Source organism: Bradyrhizobium sp. CIR48, from assembly GCF_014198315.1.
GTDB lineage: Bacteria > Pseudomonadota > Alphaproteobacteria > Rhizobiales > Xanthobacteraceae > Bradyrhizobium.
Genome location: NZ_JACIHG010000010.1, coordinates 370,258 through 388,334, shown reverse-complemented (window position 1 = coordinate 388,334; position 18,077 = coordinate 370,258). Strand labels below are relative to the sequence as shown.

14 protein-coding genes are annotated in these 18,077 nt (G+C 66.0%); 7 read left to right on the top strand and 7 right to left on the bottom strand.

Going from position 1 to position 18,077, the window contains the following annotated elements; all coding sequences use genetic code 11:
• The first annotated feature begins 371 nt into the window (after positions 1 to 371).
• Genes GGD66_RS29630 through GGD66_RS29615 form a run of 4 tightly spaced genes read left to right on the top strand, consistent with a single transcriptional unit; the run spans position 372 to position 3,726 of the window.
• Positions 372 to 887 carry a helix-turn-helix domain-containing protein gene (locus GGD66_RS29630; RefSeq protein WP_018323352.1) on the top strand — a complete coding sequence of 172 codons (516 nt, stop codon included), beginning with the start codon at positions 372 to 374 and terminating at the stop codon, positions 885 to 887.
• 1 nt (position 888) lies between these two features.
• The gene (gene fabF / locus GGD66_RS29625) at positions 889 to 2,151 is read left to right on the top strand and encodes a beta-ketoacyl-ACP synthase II (protein ID WP_183259796.1); all 1,263 of its coding nucleotides are present in this window, start codon (positions 889 to 891) and stop codon (positions 2,149 to 2,151) included.
• Positions 2,152 to 2,210: 59 nt separating this feature from the next.
• Entirely contained in the window at positions 2,211 to 2,843 is a 633-nt protein-coding gene (locus GGD66_RS29620) for a LysE family translocator (protein ID WP_183259795.1), read from the top strand.
• A gap of 7 nt (positions 2,844 to 2,850) precedes the next feature.
• A complete protein-coding gene (locus tag GGD66_RS29615) occupies positions 2,851 to 3,726 on the top strand; it encodes an alpha/beta fold hydrolase (RefSeq protein WP_183259794.1) in 876 nt (291 codons plus the stop codon).
• Positions 3,727 to 3,849: 123 nt separating this feature from the next.
• On the opposite strand, the gene GGD66_RS29610 is transcribed toward GGD66_RS29615, so the two are convergent.
• The 3 genes from GGD66_RS29610 to GGD66_RS29600 form a co-directional block, all read right to left on the bottom strand.
• A complete protein-coding gene (locus GGD66_RS29610) occupies positions 3,850 to 4,734 on the bottom strand; it encodes a 4-(cytidine 5'-diphospho)-2-C-methyl-D-erythritol kinase (protein WP_177237505.1) in 885 nt (294 codons plus the stop codon).
• 106 nt (positions 4,735 to 4,840) lie between these two features.
• Positions 4,841 to 6,637 (bottom strand): tetratricopeptide repeat protein, encoded by a 1,797-nt coding sequence (locus GGD66_RS29605; protein ID WP_018323347.1) that lies wholly within the window; start codon positions 6,635 to 6,637, stop codon positions 4,841 to 4,843.
• Between the two features lie 296 nt (positions 6,638 to 6,933).
• Positions 6,934 to 8,595: an electron transfer flavoprotein-ubiquinone oxidoreductase gene (locus GGD66_RS29600; RefSeq protein WP_183259793.1), complete on the bottom strand. Its 1,662-nt coding sequence runs from the start codon at positions 8,593 to 8,595 to the stop codon at positions 6,934 to 6,936.
• A 247-nt stretch (positions 8,596 to 8,842) separates the two neighbouring features.
• On the opposite strand from GGD66_RS29600, the gene GGD66_RS29595 reads away from it, so the two are divergent.
• Positions 8,843 to 9,649 carry a uracil-DNA glycosylase family protein gene (locus GGD66_RS29595; protein ID WP_179735190.1) on the top strand — a complete coding sequence of 269 codons (807 nt, stop codon included), beginning with the start codon at positions 8,843 to 8,845 and terminating at the stop codon, positions 9,647 to 9,649.
• 143 nt (positions 9,650 to 9,792) lie between these two features.
• Here the strand turns inward: GGD66_RS29595 and GGD66_RS29590 are convergent, their stop codons facing one another.
• The 4 genes from GGD66_RS29590 to GGD66_RS29575 all read right to left on the bottom strand — a co-directional run bounded on the left by GGD66_RS29590 (position 9,793) and on the right by GGD66_RS29575 (position 14,166).
• Positions 9,793 to 11,301 carry a glycosyltransferase family 39 protein gene (locus GGD66_RS29590; protein WP_183259792.1) on the bottom strand — a complete coding sequence of 503 codons (1,509 nt, stop codon included), beginning with the start codon at positions 11,299 to 11,301 and terminating at the stop codon, positions 9,793 to 9,795.
• Between the two features lie 287 nt (positions 11,302 to 11,588).
• Complete coding sequence (locus tag GGD66_RS29585) at positions 11,589 to 12,446, bottom strand: ribonuclease HII (protein WP_183259791.1); 858 nt, start codon at positions 12,444 to 12,446, stop codon at positions 11,589 to 11,591.
• Positions 12,447 to 12,519: 73 nt separating this feature from the next.
• A complete protein-coding gene (locus tag GGD66_RS29580; RefSeq protein WP_183259790.1) occupies positions 12,520 to 12,975 on the bottom strand; it encodes a VOC family protein in 456 nt (151 codons plus the stop codon).
• A 24-nt stretch (positions 12,976 to 12,999) separates the two neighbouring features.
• Complete coding sequence (locus tag GGD66_RS29575; RefSeq protein ID WP_183259789.1) at positions 13,000 to 14,166, bottom strand: PA0069 family radical SAM protein; 1,167 nt, start codon at positions 14,164 to 14,166, stop codon at positions 13,000 to 13,002.
• A 210-nt stretch (positions 14,167 to 14,376) separates the two neighbouring features.
• On the opposite strand from GGD66_RS29575, the gene GGD66_RS29570 reads away from it, so the two are divergent.
• Positions 14,377 to 16,791, top strand: coding sequence for a phosphoketolase (locus tag GGD66_RS29570; RefSeq protein WP_183259788.1), 2,415 nt, complete (start codon positions 14,377 to 14,379; stop codon positions 16,789 to 16,791).
• Positions 16,792 to 16,793: 2 nt separating this feature from the next.
• Positions 16,794 to 17,987: an acetate/propionate family kinase gene (locus GGD66_RS29565; protein WP_183259787.1), complete on the top strand. Its 1,194-nt coding sequence runs from the start codon at positions 16,794 to 16,796 to the stop codon at positions 17,985 to 17,987.
• Positions 17,988 to 18,077: the final 90 nt, after the last annotated feature.

Here is an 18,077-nt window from a genome sequence, read left to right as displayed (position 1 = left end):
CTGCACCCAACAGGCCGCACATATGGATGCAAGCGATCCGGTCAAACCTCACAAAGCTCTTGTGCCACGGGGGCCGTCCACATATGGGTCCCGGCGTTCGCCGGGACGACAACCGGTGAGATAGGTCCCAGCTGCGTCAACACCTTCATTGCGAGCGCAGCGAAACAATCAAGAATCCCTCCGCGAAGAGAGCCTGGATTGCTTCGCTGCGCTCGCAATGACGGAGCATGGCGCGAAGCCGGCATTCGCCAATTCGCATTTCAAATTACAGTGACAGCTTTTTGCGGATGTGCGGCCCGCCTCCGTCAGCGCTCGTGCGGCCCAACTCCCGGTCACTTGCTTTTTGCAAGTGACTCTCCTACTTTCCCGCCATGCAGCCCAAATCCCCCTCGATCCTGGAATGCCCGGTCGGCCGTGCCGTGGAGACGGTCGGTGAATGGTGGAGCATCCTGATCCTGCGAGATGCGTTTCAGGGTGCGACGAAGTTCGACGAGTTCTCGCAAAGCCTCGGCATCGCGCCGAACATCCTGTCGCGGCGGCTTGCCCATCTCACCGCATCAGGCATGTTCGTGCGCCGCCGTTATCAGGAGCGGCCGCCGCGTTACGAATACGTTCTGACTGACAAGGCGCGGGATTTCTTCCCGGTGATCGCTACGCTGCTCGCCTTCGGCAACAAGCATCTCGCGCCCAAAGGCGAATCCATCGTGCTGGCGAACCGGAGCGACGCTCGCCCGTTCAATCCGGTCGTGGTCGACGCTGCCGACATGCAGCCGATCACGCTCGCCAATACGATCGTCGTCGCCGGTCCCCGCGCGAGCCGCGGCATGCGCAAGCGGATCGCTTCACTCAAGGCCATGAACCCGGCCGTCGCGCCGGCTGGAGAGTAATATGCGTCGGATCGTCGTGACGGGAATGGGCGCGGTATCGCCGCTCGGCTGCGGTGTCGAAACCTCATGGCGCCGGCTGCTCGCCGGCCACAGCGGACTGCGCCCTCTGCCCGAATGGGCGCAGGCGCTGCCGGCGCGCATTGCCGGACTCGTGCCCGACAAGGCCGACGATGCCGAGGGCGGCTTCGATCCCGCGCAGGCCGCCGCGCCAAAAGACCAGCGCAAGATGGATCGCTTCATCCTGTTCGCGCTGCTCGCGGCCGCCGAGGCGATCGCGCAGGCGAAATGGACGCCGCAGGACGCTGCCGCGCTGGAGCGCACCGCGACGATCATCGCCTCCGGCGTCGGCGGTTTCCCGGCGATGGCGGAGGCGGTGCGCATCACCGAGCAGCGCGGCGCGCGCCGGCTGTCGCCGTTCACGATCCCCTCCTTCCTGGCCAATCTCGCCGCCGGCCACGTCTCGATCAAATATGGCTACAAGGGCGCGCTGGGCACGCCGGTCACCGCGTGCGCCGCCGGCGTGCAGGCGATCGGCGATGCCGCGCGCATGATTCGATCAGGCGAAGTCGACATCGCGATCTGCGGCGGCGCGGAGGCCTGCATCGACATCGTCAGCCTCGGCGGCTTTGCGGCGGCTCGCGCGTTGTCGAGCGGGTTCAACGAGGAGCCGGCGCGCGCCTCACGCCCGTTCGATCGCGACCGCGACGGCTTTGTCATGGGCGAAGGCGCCGGCATTCTTGTGATCGAGGATCTGGAACATGCGCTCGCGCGCGGCGCCACGCCGATCGCAGAGTTGATCGGATACGGCACGACGGCGGACGCCTACCACATGACATCAGGCCCGCCTGACGGCGACGGCGCGCGGCGCGCCATGGAGATCGCGCTCCGGCAGGCGAGCCTTGCGCCGGCGGATCTGCAGCACCTCAACGCCCACGCGACATCGACGCCCGCCGGCGATGAGAGCGAGCTTGGCGCGATCGCGGCGCTGTTCGGCCGCAACCGCGGCATCGCCGTCAGCGCGACCAAATCGGCCACCGGCCATCTGCTCGGCGCCGCCGGCGGCCTCGAGGCGATCTTCACCGTGCTCGCTTTGCGCGACCAGATCGCGCCGCCGACGCTCAATCTCGAAAACCCCGATGCGGGCGCTGAAGGCATCGACATCGTCGCCGGCGCCGCGCGGCCGATGCCGATGCAACACGCGATCTCCAATGGCTTCGGCTTCGGCGGGGTCAATGCCAGCGTGATCTTCCGCCGCACGGGCTAAACGAGAGCCTCCCGCGCCAGAAGACTTGCAATCGCAGCCCGCTCCGTTACCAAAACAGGATGATCGAAACGAATTTCTGGCTGTTCCTGGCCGCAGCCTGTCTCATTGCCGCCGTTCCCGGCCCCGGCATCTTCTACGTCGCGGCACGGACCTTGTCGGAGGGACGCGCCAGCGGCTTCGCATCGACCGCAGGCACGGCGCTGGGCGGGCTGGTTCATGTCGTCGCGGGCAGCCTCGGCATCTCCGCAATCATTCTCGCCAGCGCCGAATTGTTCGCCGCCGTCAAATTCGTCGGCGCGCTCTACCTGGTCTGGCTCGGCATCAAGACTTTCCGCAGCGCCGGCCGCACACTGTCGCTAGAGGGAGAAGCCTTCGGCGACAAGCGCGCGTTCCGCGACGGCGTGCTGGTCGAGGCGCTGAACCCGAAGACCGCCGCGTTCTTCCTCGCTTTCATTCCGCAATTCCTCGATCCCGCGGGGTCGAGCCCCACGCTGCAATTCATCCTGCTCGGCGCGATCTCGGTGGCGTTGAACACCCTCGCCGACGTCGTCGTCGTGCTGATGGCCTCCGCGACACGCAACCAGCTGATTGGACGACCGCATCTGATGCGGCGTCTCACGCAGGGCTCCGGCGTCTTCATTGCAGGCCTCGGCCTGTCGCTGGCATTGGTGCGGCGGCCTGTGAATGGATAGCGCCCCGATGCTCACCCCGCAAAGCCGCTTCTACGAGTCCCATGGCCTGCGGCTGCATTACGCCGATTGGGGCAATGAGGGCGCGCCGCCTCTGATCCTGGTCCATGGCGGCCGCGATCATTGCCGCAGCTGGGACGTCATCGCCCGATCGCTGCAGCCGCATTTTCACGTGGTGACGCCCGACCTGCGCGGCCACGGCGATTCCGACTGGACCAGGGGCGGCAGCTACGCGCTGACCGAATATGTCTACGATCTCACCCAGCTCATCCGCACCATCGCAGCGCCTCAGGTGACCCTCGTCGGACATTCGATGGGCGGCATGGTGAGCCTGATCTTTACAGGGTCGTTTCCCGAGCAGGTCTCGAAGCTGGTCGTGCTCGACGGCGTGACCATGCTGCCGGACTCGCCGAAGCCGCCGGCACATGAGCGCATCGGCAAATGGGTGGCCCAGCTCGACAAACTGCACGACCGCATGCCGCGCCGCTATGCGACCCTCGAAGACGCGGCCGCACAGATGGTGCTTCACAACAAGCGCCTGTCCCGTGACCTCGCGCTGCATCTCGCCACCCACGGCGCACGGCAGAACGAGGACGGCACCTATAGCTGGAAGTTCGATCCCTATCAGCGCGCTAGCGCGCCGCACCGGCTCTGGCCGGACGATCACGTCGCGCTGTGGTCGCGCATCGCCTGCCCGACGCTGCTCTTGAACGCCGGCGAAAGCTTTCTCGCCGGTGCCAGGGCCGCAGGCCTGGAGCGTTACTTCCCGCAAGCGCGCGTCGAGACCATTGCCGGGGCGGGACACTGGCTGCAGCACGACAAGCCGGACGAGGTGCTGAGCGAGATCCGAAAGTTTCTCGGGCTGACCGAGCAAAGCGCGGGTTAGCCGCACTGCCGTAGGGTGGGCAAAGCGAAGCGTGCCCACGCATCTGTCTCCGTATCGGAGAGATGGTGGGCACGGCGCAAAAGCGCCTTTGCCCACCCTACGGCACCGTCTCCGGAGAGAGACTCAGCTCAATGTCCCCGCATGCACCCACCAGCCGGGGTGGTCGCGCCGGATCTTTTCGGCCGCGGCATGCGTATCTGCGGGCGAGCCGTAGATCGCAAAGCACGTCGCGCCTGAGCCGGACATGCGGGCGAGCTTGACGCCGGCGGAGCCACGCAAGGCCTCCAGCACGTCGCCGATGACAGGTTCGATACGTAGCGCAGGCTTTTCGAGATCGTTGGCAACGGTTTCGAGAACGTCGACCCAATCGGCAATCGATCCGCCCTCCTCCGGCCAGGCCGGAGCTCCCAGAACCGAGGTGGCGCCGACCAGAAGCTCGCCGTTGCGCAGGCCCAGCTCCTGGAAAACATCCTTGGTCGCCACAGGCACGCGCGGATTGACCATCACGCAAGGCATGCTCGGCAATGCGAGCGGCAGCAGCTGCTCGCCGACGCCGGTCATGTCGCAGGCGCGCGAGAGCAGGCACACCGGCACATCGGCGCCGGTCGCGAGCGCGACCTTCTGCAGGCGCGGATCGTCAAGCGACAGATTGTTGAGACGCGCCAGGAGCCGCAGCGCCGCTGCCGCATCAGCCGAGCCGCCGCCGATGCCGGCGGCAACCGGCAGCACCTTGTCGAGCGCGAAGGCGCCGAGCTTCAGGTTCGGCACAGCATCGGCCAACAGCCTGGCCGCCTTGAAGACGAGATTGTCCGCGGTATCGCCGCAAGCCGCGGCAAGCGGTCCCGTGGTGGTGAGCTTCAGCTCGCCGCCCGGCTCCAATGTCAGCCGATCGGCGCAATCGGCAAACGCGACCACACTTTCGAGATCATGATAGCCATCGGCACGACGGCCCACGACGCGAAGGCTAAGATTGACCTTCGCCCGTCCTTCTTCAATCAACGCCGGCATCGGCGACACGCCCCCAACTTCAGTTCCTTGTCGCGCATGATCTTGTCGGAAAACCGCTACACGCTTTGCGCTAGCGCGGCCCTTCGGGTCCGGATCATGCGCAAGCCTAGCCGCCCTTGCCGTCGTCCTTCTTCTTTTCCGCCTGCGCGGCCGAAGAGTTCGAATTGTCGTCGGCGAGGCCATTGGCGATCTTGGCCTCGATCTTCGGCAGCTCTTCCGGCTCGGGCTTGAGATCGCGCGCGTGCGACCACTGGAATTTGGCTTCCAGCGTGCGGCCGACCCGCCAATAGGCATCGCCGAGATGGTCGTTGATGGTGGGATCCTCGGGCTTGAGGTCGATCGCGCGCTCGAGGTTCTTCACCGCTTCCTCATAATTGCCGATGCGGTAATAGGCCCAGCCGAGGGAGTCGACGATGTAGCCGTCGTCGGGACGCTGCTCGACGGCGCGCTTGATCATCTTCATGCCTTCGTCGAGGTTCACGCCCTGGTCGATCCAGGAATAGCCGAGATAGTTGAGAACATGCGGCTGGTCGGGCTGGAGCTCGAGCGCCTTCTTCATGTCGGCCTCGGCCTTGGCCCACTGCTTGGAGCGCTCCTCGCAGATACCACGATAATAGTACCAGACGCTGTTGGCCTTGTCGTTGCCGGGCGGCAGCACGTCGACGCCTAGCGAATAGGTCGCGCCGCAGTCGCCGAACCTCTTGCGGCCGCGCTCGATGTTGCCGAGCGCCATGATCGCTTCGAGGTCCTTGGCATCCTCCGATGTAACGCCCTTGAGGATCTTGATCGCCTCGTCGGTGCGGTCGGCGGAATCCAGATCGATGGCAAGCTGGATCTGCGCATTGCGCTTGAGCGGCGAGGTCGACGGCACGCGCTCATAGACCTTGATCGCCATCTGCGGCCGCTTCACGGACTCGTAGAGATCGGCCAGCGAGAGCAGCGCCAGCGGATGGGTCGGCTGGAGGTAGAGCGAGAGCTGGAGATAGACCAGCGCCAGATCCTCGCCGCCGCGGCGGGTCAGCGTGGCGCCGATGCCGTAGAGCGCTTCGGCGGCGCCGGCCTGGGCGGAATCGACCAGCGGCGGCATTTTCTTGCCGGCCTTGGTCTCGCGCAGGCCTTCCTGGATCAGCGGATGGCGCGCGAGCTTCTTGTCGAAGGCCTGGTAGACGGTGGTCGCGGCGGCCGAATCCTTGTTGCGCGACAGCCAGCGCGCATAGGCCTCGGTCACGCGCAGCATGGAATCGTCGAGCTTGTAGGCGCGCTCGAAGCGGGTGCCGGCGTCTTTCTCCTTGCCGGAGAGCTCGAGGATCATGCCGGCGTGCAGGTCCTTGAACAGCGGGTACCATTCGGGACCTGCCAGCTTGTCGATGGTGGCGACACCGCCCTTGGCATCACCCGCGCCATAGGCAGCCCACCCCGACAGCAGCGTGGCGACGAGATCGGTGATCGGACCGCGGATCGACTGGTTGATGTTGGTCTGCGCGGCCGCGTACTTCTTCACCTTGAGATCATGCACGCCGACGACGAGACGCGCGACGCGGTTGGTCTTGTCGATGGTGAGGATGCGCTCGGCGAGCTTGACGGCTTCGTCGATGTCGCCGTCGGCGACCGACGAGATGAAGGCGCGGTCGAGCAGCTCGTTGTTCTTGGGATCGGTGCGCAGCGCCGAGCGGTAGAAGGCGGCGGCGGAGGCGGCGTCGCGCTCGACGCTGGCGTGGCGGGCAGCGAGATAGCTGCCGGCGGTGGTGAGCGACTTCAGATCGTTTCGGGTCGGAAACTGTGCCGCCGTGTCGGACGGATGATCCGGCGTCTGCGCCAGGACCCTGCCGGGGACGGTCGCGATCGCTGTGCCCATGAGGGCGATGGCGGCAACAGTCCAGCGGTTGAAACGATTTGAGAACATCAGGGCTCGCCTTGAGTTGGTAGTGCCTGGGTTTGCAGCAGAGGGCCGTATCGCATGCGAACGCGGCCGGTGGCATCGGGACCCGGAACCGTCCGGCGGACAATGCCGCTTTTGGCGCTTCGCCGCAAGGATTCGGGCCGGGCGATCCCCTCCGCACGCCTTAAATCGGCCAAGAGCGGTCCCAAGACGCTGCCAGTATGGCCTTATCGTGGCCGCGACCGGTGGCCGCAGCGGTGTCCTCACGCGAACGTGCGCCGGATCACCCTCGCGATCAGGTCCTTGTGCTCGGCCGGCTCTTACATCGCCTCATAGTTGGGACCGCCGCCGCCCTCGGGGGGAACCCAGGTGATGTTACCGTTGGGGTCCTTCACGTCGCAGGTTTTGCAGTGAACGCAGTTCTGGGCGTTGATCTGGAAGCGCGGGCTCGTGCCTTCCTCGACCCATTCATAGACGCCGGCCGGGCAATAACGATTCGAGGGACCGGCGAACACGTCGTGCTCGGAGGTCTTCTGCAGGTTCATGTCGGTAACCTTGAGATGGACCGGCTGGTCCTCCTCATGGTTGGTGTTGGACAGGAACACCGAGGACAGCTTGTCGAACGAGATCTTGCCGTCCGGCTTCGGGTAGTTCTTGGGCGCGTGGCTCTTGGCCGGATCGAGCGTGGCGCGATCGGGCTTGGCGTGCGCCTGGGTGCCGAACAGCGAAGCGCCGAACAGCGTGTTGCACCACATGTCGAAGCCGCCCAGCGCGACGCCGAGCACGGTGCCGAACTTCGACCACAGCGGCTTGACGTTGCGGACCAGGAACAGATCCTTGCCGACCGACGACGAGCGCCACGCATTCTCGTATTCGACGAGCTCGTCATTGGCGCGATCGGCGGCCAGCGCCGTCGCGACATGTTCAGCCGCGAGCATGCCGGTGCCCATCGCATTGTGCACGCCCTTGATGCGCGGCACGTTGACGAAGCCGGCCGCGCAGCCAATCAGCGCGCCGCCGGGGAAGCTGAGTTTCGGCACCGACTGGTAACCGCCCTCGGTAATGGCGCGCGCGCCATAGGCGAGACGCTTGCCGCCTTCAAAGGTGCCGCGGATCGACGGATGGGTCTTGAAGCGTTGGAATTCGTCGAACGGCGACAGGTACGGATCGTCGTAGTTGAGATGCACGACGAAGCCGACGGCGACGAGGTTGTCGTCGTAATGATAGAGGAACGAGCCGCCGCCGGTCTTCAGGTCGAGCGGCCAGCCGAAGGAATGCTGGATCATGCCCTTCTGGTGCTTGGCGGGATCGATCTGCCAGACTTCCTTGAGGCCGATGCCGAACTTCGCCGGCTCGCTCTTGGAGTCCAGCGCAAACTTGGCGATGAGCTGCTTGGTCAGGCTGCCGCGGGCGCCTTCGGCGAACAGCGTGTACTTGCCGAGCAACTCCATGCCACGAGTGAAGGAGTCCTTCGGCTTGCCGTCCCGGCCGATGCCCATGTCGCCAGTGGCAATGCCCTTGACGTTGCCGGCGTCGTCATAGAGCACCTCGGCCGCAGCAAAGCCCGGATAGATCTCGACGCCAAGCGCTTCAGCCTTGCGCGCCAGCCAGCGGCAGACATTGCCGAGCGAGCCGATGTAGCAGTGATGATTGTCCATCAGCGGCGGCATCATGAAGTTCGGCAGCTTGATCGCGCCGCCGCCCGTCATCCAGTAGAAGCGGTCGTCCTTCACCTGGGTCTTCAGCGGGCAGTCGGAATCCTCGCGCCAGTCCGGGATCAGCTTGTCGAGCCCTGCGGGGTCGATCACGGCGCCGGAGAGAATGTGCGCGCCGACCTCGGAGCCCTTCTCCACCACGACGACGTTGAGATCGGCATTGAGCTGCTTCAGCCGGATCGCGGCCGACAGGCCCGAGGGGCCGGCGCCGACGATGACGACGTCGAATTCCATGGATTCGCGCGGGGGAAGTTCTTCGGTGCTCATCTGATCTCAGCCCTTGAGACGGTCCTTGGTCATTTGCGCCCTCTTGTTTCCGATTTTTCCGGGTAGGACAACCTCGGAAATGCGTTTCGCCGGGGTGCAAGGGGGGTGCAAGGCGCCCTAAACGGGACCTCCCCGGTTCTGGTAGGCCAGAACCGGGGAAGTCCCATCTTTTTTGACGCGTTTTCTTCACGCGAACCGGGTGGCCACTTCGCTCGAAAACGCTATGCTATAATAGTCAGACTTTCCCATGATACCCGAACCCGCACCCACCGTCCGCGAGCTTCTCGCCTTCTATCTGGAGGCCGGTGTCGATTGCGCGCTCGCGGAGGAACCGATCGACCGCCTGGCGGAATTGGATGCGCCGCCGCCGGCCCCGCGCGTGGCGCCTCCGGTCGAGGCACCTCGTCCTGTCGCCGCCCCCGCGGCCATGCGCGGCGAGGCCGCACCGGCGCCGGACATCGCAATTGCCTCCGCACGCGAGGCCGCGCGCACTGCGCCGACGCTGGAAGCGCTGCGCGAGCTGATGCAGAGCTTCGAGGGCTGCGCGCTGAAACACACTGCGACGCGGCTGGTATTTGCCGACGGCAATCCGCAGGCGCGTATCATGTTCGTCGGCGAGGCGCCGGGCCGCGATGAGGACATCGAGGGGCTGCCCTTCGTCGGGCGCAGCGGCAAGCTGCTCGATCTCATGATCGGCGCCATCGGGCTCAACCGCAGCACGGCCTACATCGCCAACGTGATTCCGTGGCGGCCGCCCGGCAACCGCACGCCGACGCCGCAGGAGACGCAGATCTGCCTGCCCTTCATCCAGCGCCAGATCGAGCTGGTGAATCCCGACGTGCTGGTGACGCTCGGCAATCCCTCTACGCAGACGCTGCTCGGAACGCGCGAAGGCATCATGCGCACCCGCGGGCGCTGGTTCGACTACGACGCCGGCGGGCGCACCATCCGCGCGCTGCCGACGTTCCATCCGGCCTATCTGCTCCGCTCGCCGTCCTACAAGCGGCTGGCCTGGCAGGATCTGCGCGCGATCGCCAAGGTGCTGGCGGGCTAGCGAGCTCTCGTGTCCCGGACGCGGTGCGGCACGCAGCTCTCGTAGGATGGGCAAAGCGAAGCGTGCCCACCACCTATCGTGGGCACGGCGCGTTGCGCCTTTGCCCACCCTACGATTTCAGCGTCCGTAACAACGCGCGCGGCTCACGTCCCCTTCGGCCGCACGATGGCCCAGCCGACGCGCAGGAGCTGCTGACGACCGGTCACCAGCCATTCGAAGGCGCGCGGCACTTCCGGCACGATGCCGGGAAAGCGCTTGAGGATATCCGGCGGCGGCGTGCCGGCCGTATCGGAGGCGCGCCAGACCACGACGCCGCCGGTCTCGCTGAATTTTGCCTGGTTGATCCACGGCGTGCGCGCAGGGTCGGCATCGATGAAGAGATGCGGCCGGCCGGAATGCAGCGTGATCAGGCTCGCAAGCTGCGTCTCGCCGGCCACCGCACGCAGGCGATGGTTGGTGCGGCGGGCAAAGCTCTCGTCGAAGAAGTCCGAGATCGCGCGCGCCGGCATCGAGGTCGCGATCTCGTTCGTGCCGGTCCAGGGCAGCAGCAGGACGGCGAGCACGACGCCGACGGCCGGCGCCACGACGGCGGCGGCCCAGACCGTCCGCAGCATCCGCGCACGGCGCATCGCGATGAGATCGCCGGCTGCGACCACCACGGCAAGCCCGGACACAACCACCACGACGCCGGCGCCGCCGACGACAGACTCGAGCCCGAGCAGGCCGGAGATCAGCACCGCGCCCAGCGCAGGCGCCAGCGCGAAGAAATAGACGAAGTTGCGCCCCAGCGGCTCGACCGGCGGCCGATAGATGATCGGCGGCTCCTCGCCCTTGCCGGCGAACAGGCCGGCGTTGAGGAAGGTCAGCGCCGGGATCGCAGCGGCCCCGAGCACGAGGCCGCCGAACAGCCAGGCCGCATGCAGGGCGCGGGCATTCAGTTCCGCAACTTGCGGCAGGGCCGGCATCACGAGAGTCTCGGCACGCATCAGCCAGACCGCATAGGGCAGCGCCAGCACCGCGACGACAACAAGCGCGAACAGCGGATCGAGCGCGCGCAGCGTCCGGCGGCCGCCGGCGGTCGAGACCGCGAAGACAACGAGCAGCAGCAACAGGAAAATCGCCGCGGGCGTCGTCAGCAGCAGGAGACCGGCCTCGATCGACCAGGCGAACCAGGCATTGCCGCGGCGCTGGCCGATGATCTGCCAGGAGTGCAGCAGCAGCAGCGCCCACAGCGGCCGGGCCAGGACAAGCGGGCCGAAGTCGAGCGTCGACGAGGAGAAGGCGAGCACCGTCATGGTCAAGAGCACCGCGAGCACTGCCTGCTGCGAGCCGACCACGGCGCGGGAGAGATGATAGAGCGCAATGAACGTCGCGATCTCGCAGAGCTCGGCCAGCACATAGACGCCGAACATGTGGCCGCCGGCGGCGCGATAGGCGATGTCGGCGAGCCAGACCGGCAAGGGCGGACCGAGATCGGTGCCGACCTGGTATTCACGTCCGAAAGCCAGGAGCGTCGCGAGGCTGCCGGGCGGGCTGCGGTAGAACACCAGCGCCACGAACAGCCACATCGCGGCCTGCAGCAGCACGGCGATCCAGACGATCAGCCGCGGCCGGGCGCGAATGAGCTCGATGACCAGGGAGGTAAACCGCATGCAACGTCCGAAAGATGCAGCCAACCCGTCCAGCCGGCCCTATTCGCTCACAAACACTTTGATAAGGGGCGTCACGCGTCGTGGCAACGACGGTGTGCTCCCTCTCCCCGTTCTTAAGGGGCGCGACGAGCTTCGCTCGCGCTGGGAGGGTCGGGGTGAGGGGCTGCGTCGGCAATCACGGTGACAGATGGACTCGCGGAGGCTCCCCCTCACCCGCATCCCATCTTGGATGGGAAGCGGCCTCTCCCCGCAGGCGGGAGAGGCGAAGAGGGCAGCGGAGAGAGCCGTTAGAGACCCGCCGACGCGTCGACCTCGACGCTGGCTTCCACCGGCACCTCAACCTCGGTCACCGTAAACAGATCCGGCACCGGCTCGACGGTCCACGGCATGTGCTTGGCACGCGCCGCCGCAACCGGGGCGAAGAAGCGGCGGTGATGGACCGAGGGGCCGAGACGGTCGAGCGCGTCGAGGTGCTCGGGGACGGCGTAGCCCTTGTGCTGCTCGAAGCCATAGCCTGGGCAGTCCTGCGCCAGCGCGCACATCAGGCGGTCGCGCGTCACCTTGGCGATGATGGAGGCCGCCGCGATCGACAGCACGATGCCATCGCCGCCGATCACGGCTTCGCAATCGCAAGGAGTGTCGAGCCGGTCGCGGCCGTCGACGAAGACGTGCCTCGGCGCCTCCGGCAGTGCCACCACGGCGCGCTTCAGCGCCCACAATGAGGCGCGCAATATGTTGTCGCGGTCGATTCGCGAGGGCGAGGCGACGGCGACCGAGACCTGGGCGATGGCGCAGATCTTGTCGAACAGTTTTTCGCGTTCCTCGGCGGTCAGGCGCTTGGAATCGTCAATGCCGCGCGGAATCCGGTCGGGGTCGAGAATCACGGCCGCGGCTACCACGGGGCCGGCGAGCGGCCCGCGGCCGGCTTCGTCGCAGCCGGCGACCGGCCAGACGCCGCGCTTGATCAGCGCGCGCTCGCGCCGGAAGCTCGGCGGTGCGACCGCGATGATGCCTTTCTTGCCTGCGGGAACGGTCGTTGTTTTGGTCGCAGGCGCTTTGCCGGCCTTGGCGGGCGCTGCCTTCTTCGCAGCGTCCTTCCTTGGCGCGTCTTTGGCCGGTGTCTTGGCGGACTTGTCCCGAATCATGGCGGGGATCGTGCGCAAGCGGCCCGGCCGGCGCAACCGGGAACCCCGCGCAATTCCCGTTATTCAGGCTGCCCTATTGCGCCAGATGCACCCGCCGATCCTCGCCGACCTCGATGCCGGGTGCGACCACGACCTCCCAGGGATGGCCGTCGGGATCGGCAAAATAACCGGAATAGCCGCCATAATCGGTCTCGTGCGCGGCCTTCAGCAGCTTTGCCCCCTTGCCGAGAGCAAAGGCCAGCACCGCATCGACTTCCTCTCGGGTCCGACAGTTCCAGGCGATCGTGATGCCGCGGAAGGTCGATGGCCTCGGCTGGTCCGGCAACGTCGCGTCGGCCGAGAGCTGATCCCAGGGATACAGCGCGAGCACCGGGCCACCGGTATCGTAGAAAGCGACGGCCTCGCCGGTCGCCTTTAGCCGGCGCGCAAAACCGAGCGCGTCGTAAAAAGCGATGCTGGCACGGATATCGCTGACGCCAAGCGTGATGACAGTGAGCCGCGGCACCGGCGGGTGAAGTTCCTTGACCATGCGACGCCTCTTCCACTTCCCCGATCAGAACAGGCTGAGCTGATCGCCGTTCCGATTCGGTCGCGCGAAGTGATCGGTCGTCAGCTTGGAGCGCCGTTTGTTGAGGCCGAGCCTGTCGCAGGCGATCTCGAAGCGGCGGCCGATGGTCCAGGCCATTGGTCCGGTGCCCTTCATCCGTTCGCCCCATTTCGCATCGTAGTCGCGGCCGCCGCGCATGTCGCGGATCAGCGTGAAGACGTGGCGATAGCGGTCGGGATAGTTCGCCATCAGCCATTCGCGGAAGAGATCGCGCACCTCCAGCGGCAGCCGCAGCAGCACATAGGAGGCTTCCTTGACGCCGGCATGGGCGGCAGCATCGAGGATGCGCTCGATCTCGGAATCGTTCAGCGCGGGGATCACGGGCGCAACCATCACCGTGGTGGGAATGCCAGCGTCCGAGAGCTGCTTCAGCGCCTCCAGCCGCTTCGGCGGCGTCGAGGCGCGCGGCTCCATGGTGCGCGCGAGCTTCGGATCGAGCGAGGTGACGGAGATCGCGACCTTGGCGAGGTTGCGCTTGGCCATCCGCGCGAGGATATCGATGTCGCGCACCACCAGCGCCGACTTGGTGACGATGCCGACGGGATGGCCGGCACCCTCGAGAACCTCGAGGATGCCGCGCATGATTTTGCGCTCGCGCTCGATCGGCTGATAGGGATCGGTGTTGGTGCCGATCGCGATCATCCGGGGCTCATAGCCGGTCGCGGCGAGCTCTTTCTCCAGCAGCGCCGGCGCCTCGGGCTTGACGAACAGCTTTGACTCGAAGTCGAGCCCGGGCGACAGGCCGAGATAGGCATGGGTCGGCCGCGCGAAGCAGTAGACGCAGCCATGCTCGCAGCCGCGATAGGGATTGATCGAGCGGTCGAAGCCGATATCGGGGGAATCGTTGCGGGTGATCACCTTGCGCGAGGTGTCGACCCCCACACTGGTCTTGAACGGCGGCAGCTCTTCCAGGCTCTGCCAGCCGTCGTCGAAGGCCACGCGCGCCTCCGCCTCATAGCGGCCGCTGGCATTCGACTGTGCCCCCCGCCCCCGCCTGCGTGCGCGGTCGATGGCGACGCCAAGCTCTGGAAAGTCAGAGTCCACACCCGCCGGCTCGGAGGGCGCCTTGACCGGCGGGTGTTTGAGAGCATGAGAGGATGCTGCTGGACTCATGAAGCCAAGATAGCACGACAACGGAACAAATCAAGAACACAAACAAAAAATGGGAAAACAACCCCATGCAAAGTAGCCGCTCAAATTTCGGGCGCGGTCCTTTGACCTCACGCAACACACCCGTCGCAACGATTTCGTTTGATGCCGGCCAGGGATCAATCGTCGCGGAACAATGTTGGTGACGATCGCCGGGTGAAGGTCAGCAGGAACATGACAAATCAACAACAATCGGCCGCGGCAAGCAGCAACCTCGACCTCCTCGATCGCTACTGGCGCGCCGCGAACTACCTCTCCGTCGGGCAAATCTACCTGCTCGACAATCCGCTGCTGCGCGAGCCCTTGCAGGCCGAGCACATCAAGCCGCGTCTGCTCGGCCATTGGGGCACGACGCCCGGCCTGAACTTCATCTACGCCCATCTCAACCGCGTCATCCGCGCGCTGGATGTCAGCGTGCTCTATGTCTGCGGTCCCGGCCATGGCGGGCCGGGCATGGTCGCCAACACCTATCTGGAAGGCAGCTACAGCGAGATCTATCCCGACATCGCGCGCGACACGGACGGATTGCGCAAGCTGTTCAGGCAGTTCTCCTTTCCCGGCGGCATTCCGAGCCACGCGGCGCCGGAAACGCCGGGCTCGATCCACGAGGGCGGCGAGCTCGGCTACGCGCTGGTGCACGCCTACGGTGCGGCGCTGGACAATCCCGACTTGATCGTGGCTTGCGTGGTTGGTGACGGCGAAGCGGAAACCGGCCCGCTCGCGGCCTCCTGGCACTCCAACAAGTTCCTGAACCCCGCGCATGACGGCGCGGTGCTGCCGATCCTGCATCTGAACGGCTACAAGATCGCCAACCCGACCGTGCTCGGGCGGATGCGGGACAGCGAGATCCGCGACCTGTTCCGCGGGTTCGGCCACGAGCCGCTGTTCGTCGCGGGCGACGATCCCAAATTGATGCATCAGGCCATGGCGGATGCGCTCGACGTTGCGCTCGCCAGCATCCGCTCGATCCAGCAGCACGCCCGCGACGGCCGCAAGGCAGTCGAGCGGCCGCGCTGGCCGATGATCGTGCTGCGCAGCCCGAAGGGTTGGACCGGCCCGAAAGAGGTCGACGGCAAGAAGGTCGAGGGTTTTTGGCGCGCGCATCAGGTGCCGGTGGCGGGCTGTCGCGAGAACCCGGCGCACCTCAAAGTGCTCGAAAACTGGATGCGCAGCTACGAGCCCGAAAAGCTGTTCGACCAGAGCGGGGCGCTCATTCCAGAACTTCAGGCGCTCGCGCCCGAAGGCATTCGCCGCATGGGCGCCAATCCGCATGCCAATGGCGGCCTGCTCAAGAAGGAGCTGAAGCTGCCAGACTTCCGCAGCTTCGCCATCGAGGTGCCGCAGCCCGGCGGCGTCGCAGCCGAAGCGACGCGCGAGCTCGGCAAATTCCTGCGCGACGTCATCCGCCTCAACGCGAAGGAGCGCAATTTCCGCATCATGGGCCCGGACGAAACCGCGTCAAACCGGCTGGATGCGGTGTTCGAGGAGACCGAGCGGGTCTGGATGGAGCCGATCGAGCCTTACGACGTGCACCTCGCGCAGGACGGCCGCGTCATGGAAGTGCTGAGCGAGCATCTCTGTCAGGGCTGGCTCGAGGGCTATCTGCTCACCGGACGCCACGGCTTCTTCTCCTGCTACGAGGCCTTCATCCACATCGTGGATTCCATGTTCAACCAGCACGCCAAATGGCTGAAGGTCACGCGCGATCTGCCGTGGCGGCGCCCGATCGCCTCGCTCAACTATCTCCTGACCTCGCATGTCTGGCGGCAGGACCATAACGGCTTCAGCCATCAGGATCCCGGCTTCGTCGATCTCGTCGCCAACAAGAAGGCCGATATCGTTCGTATCTACTTCCCGCCTGACGCCAACACGCTGCTGTGGATCGCCGATCACTGCCTGCGGACCTATAACCGCATCAACGTCATCGTCGCCGGCAAGCAGCCGGCGCCGCAATGGCTCTCGATGCAGGAAGCAGCCACGCATTGCGATGCCGGCATCGGCATCTGGACCTGGGCGGGGACGGAAGATGCAACGGGCGAGCCCGACGTGGTGATGGCCTGCGCCGGCGATGTGCCGACGCTGGAGACGCTCGCCGCCGTCGATCTGTTGCGCAAGGCGCTGCCGAACCTGAAAATCCGCGTCGTCAACGTCGTCGACCTCATGACGCTGCAACCGAGGGATCAGCATCCGCACGGCCTGTCCGACCGCGACTTCGACAGCCTGTTCACGCGCGACAAGCCTGTCATCTTCGCCTATCACGGCTACCCCTATCTGATCCACCGCCTGACCTATAACCGCACCAACCATGCCGGCCTGCATGTGCGCGGCTTTGCCGAGGAAGGCACCACGACGACGCCGTTCGACATGGTCGTGCTCAACGAGCTCGACCGCTACCACCTCGCGATCGAGGCGATCGAACGCGTGCCCGGGCTGGCGGCTAGGGCCGCGCAGGCCAAGCAGCAATTCCGCGACAAGCTGATCGAGCATGCGCGCTACGTGCGCGAGCACGGCGAGGACATGCCTGATGTCCAGGGCTGGGTCTGGCCCAACAGCTCCGGCGGCACTACCCCGACTGAGGCCGGCGACTAGCCATGCCGGACACGGTCCTCGTCCTCAACTCGGGATCGTCGAGCATCAAGTTCGGCCTGTTCGATATCTCTGCTGTTGAACCCAGCCTGCTCTGCAAGGGGCTGCTCGACGAGCACGAGGCAAAGCCCCGGCTGGTGGTGAAGAGCCCGGCGGGCGAAGACCTGTTCGAGACACGAAGAGAAGCGGCGGACGCCGACGGCGACCATCTGTTCGTCGATGTGCTCGCCTTCATCGAGGACCGGTTCGGCGGACATCATCTGCGCGCCGTCGGCCATCGCATCGTTCATGGCGGGCCGGACTATTCAGGCCCGGTCGCGCTGACGGACGACGTCACCGCGAAGCTGGAGGCATTGACCCCGCTGGCGCCACTGCACCAGCCGCGGTGCCTCGCGCCAATTCGCGCGCTCGCGGCGATCCGTCCAGCGCTGAGGCAGATCGCCTGCTTCGATACGGCGTTCCATCACGGCCTGGCGCCGCCGGCGAGCCGCTTCGCCATTCCGAGGCGCTATGAGGAACGAGGCGTGCGACGCTACGGATTTCACGGACTCTCCTTCGAATATGTCGCGGGACGCCTCGCCGAGGTTGCGCCGGAGCTCGTTGCGAAGCGCAGCGTCATCGCGCATCTCGGCAACGGCGCCAGCCTGTGCGCGTTACACCACGGGCGCAGCGTCGACACCACCATGGGACTGACGCCGCTCGACGGCCTGGTGATGGGCACACGCTGCGGCACGATCGATCCCGGCGTGCTGCTCTATCTGCAACAGCACGAAAAGATGTCGATCGAGGATGTCCAGCACCTGCTCTATCACCAGTCGGGCCTGCTCGGCGTCTCCGGCATCTCCGCGGACATGCGCACGCTGCTGGCGAGCGGCGAGATTGCCGCACGGGAGGCGGTCGATCTCTTCACCTTCCGCGCGGCGCAGCAGGTCGCGATGATGGCGACCACGCTTGGCGGCCTCGATTGTCTGGTCTTCACCGGCGGCATCGGCGAGCACGCCAAGGAGATCCGCAGCGCGATCGGCGAGCGGCTCGGCTGGCTCGGCGTGCGGATCGATGCGACGGCGAATGACGCGGCGCGCGAGCGGATCAGCGGGGGCGGAAACGCCGTCGACGTGTTCGTCATCCCGACGGATGAGGAGATGACGATCGCACGCCACTGTGCAGCGGTGCTGCAACCTAAAGGGACAATATCGTAGGGCGGGCAAAAGGCGCAAAAAGCGCCGTGCCCACGATCTTTCTCCCGCGGCGACAGCTGGTGGGCACGGCGCAAGAGCGCCTTTGCCCAC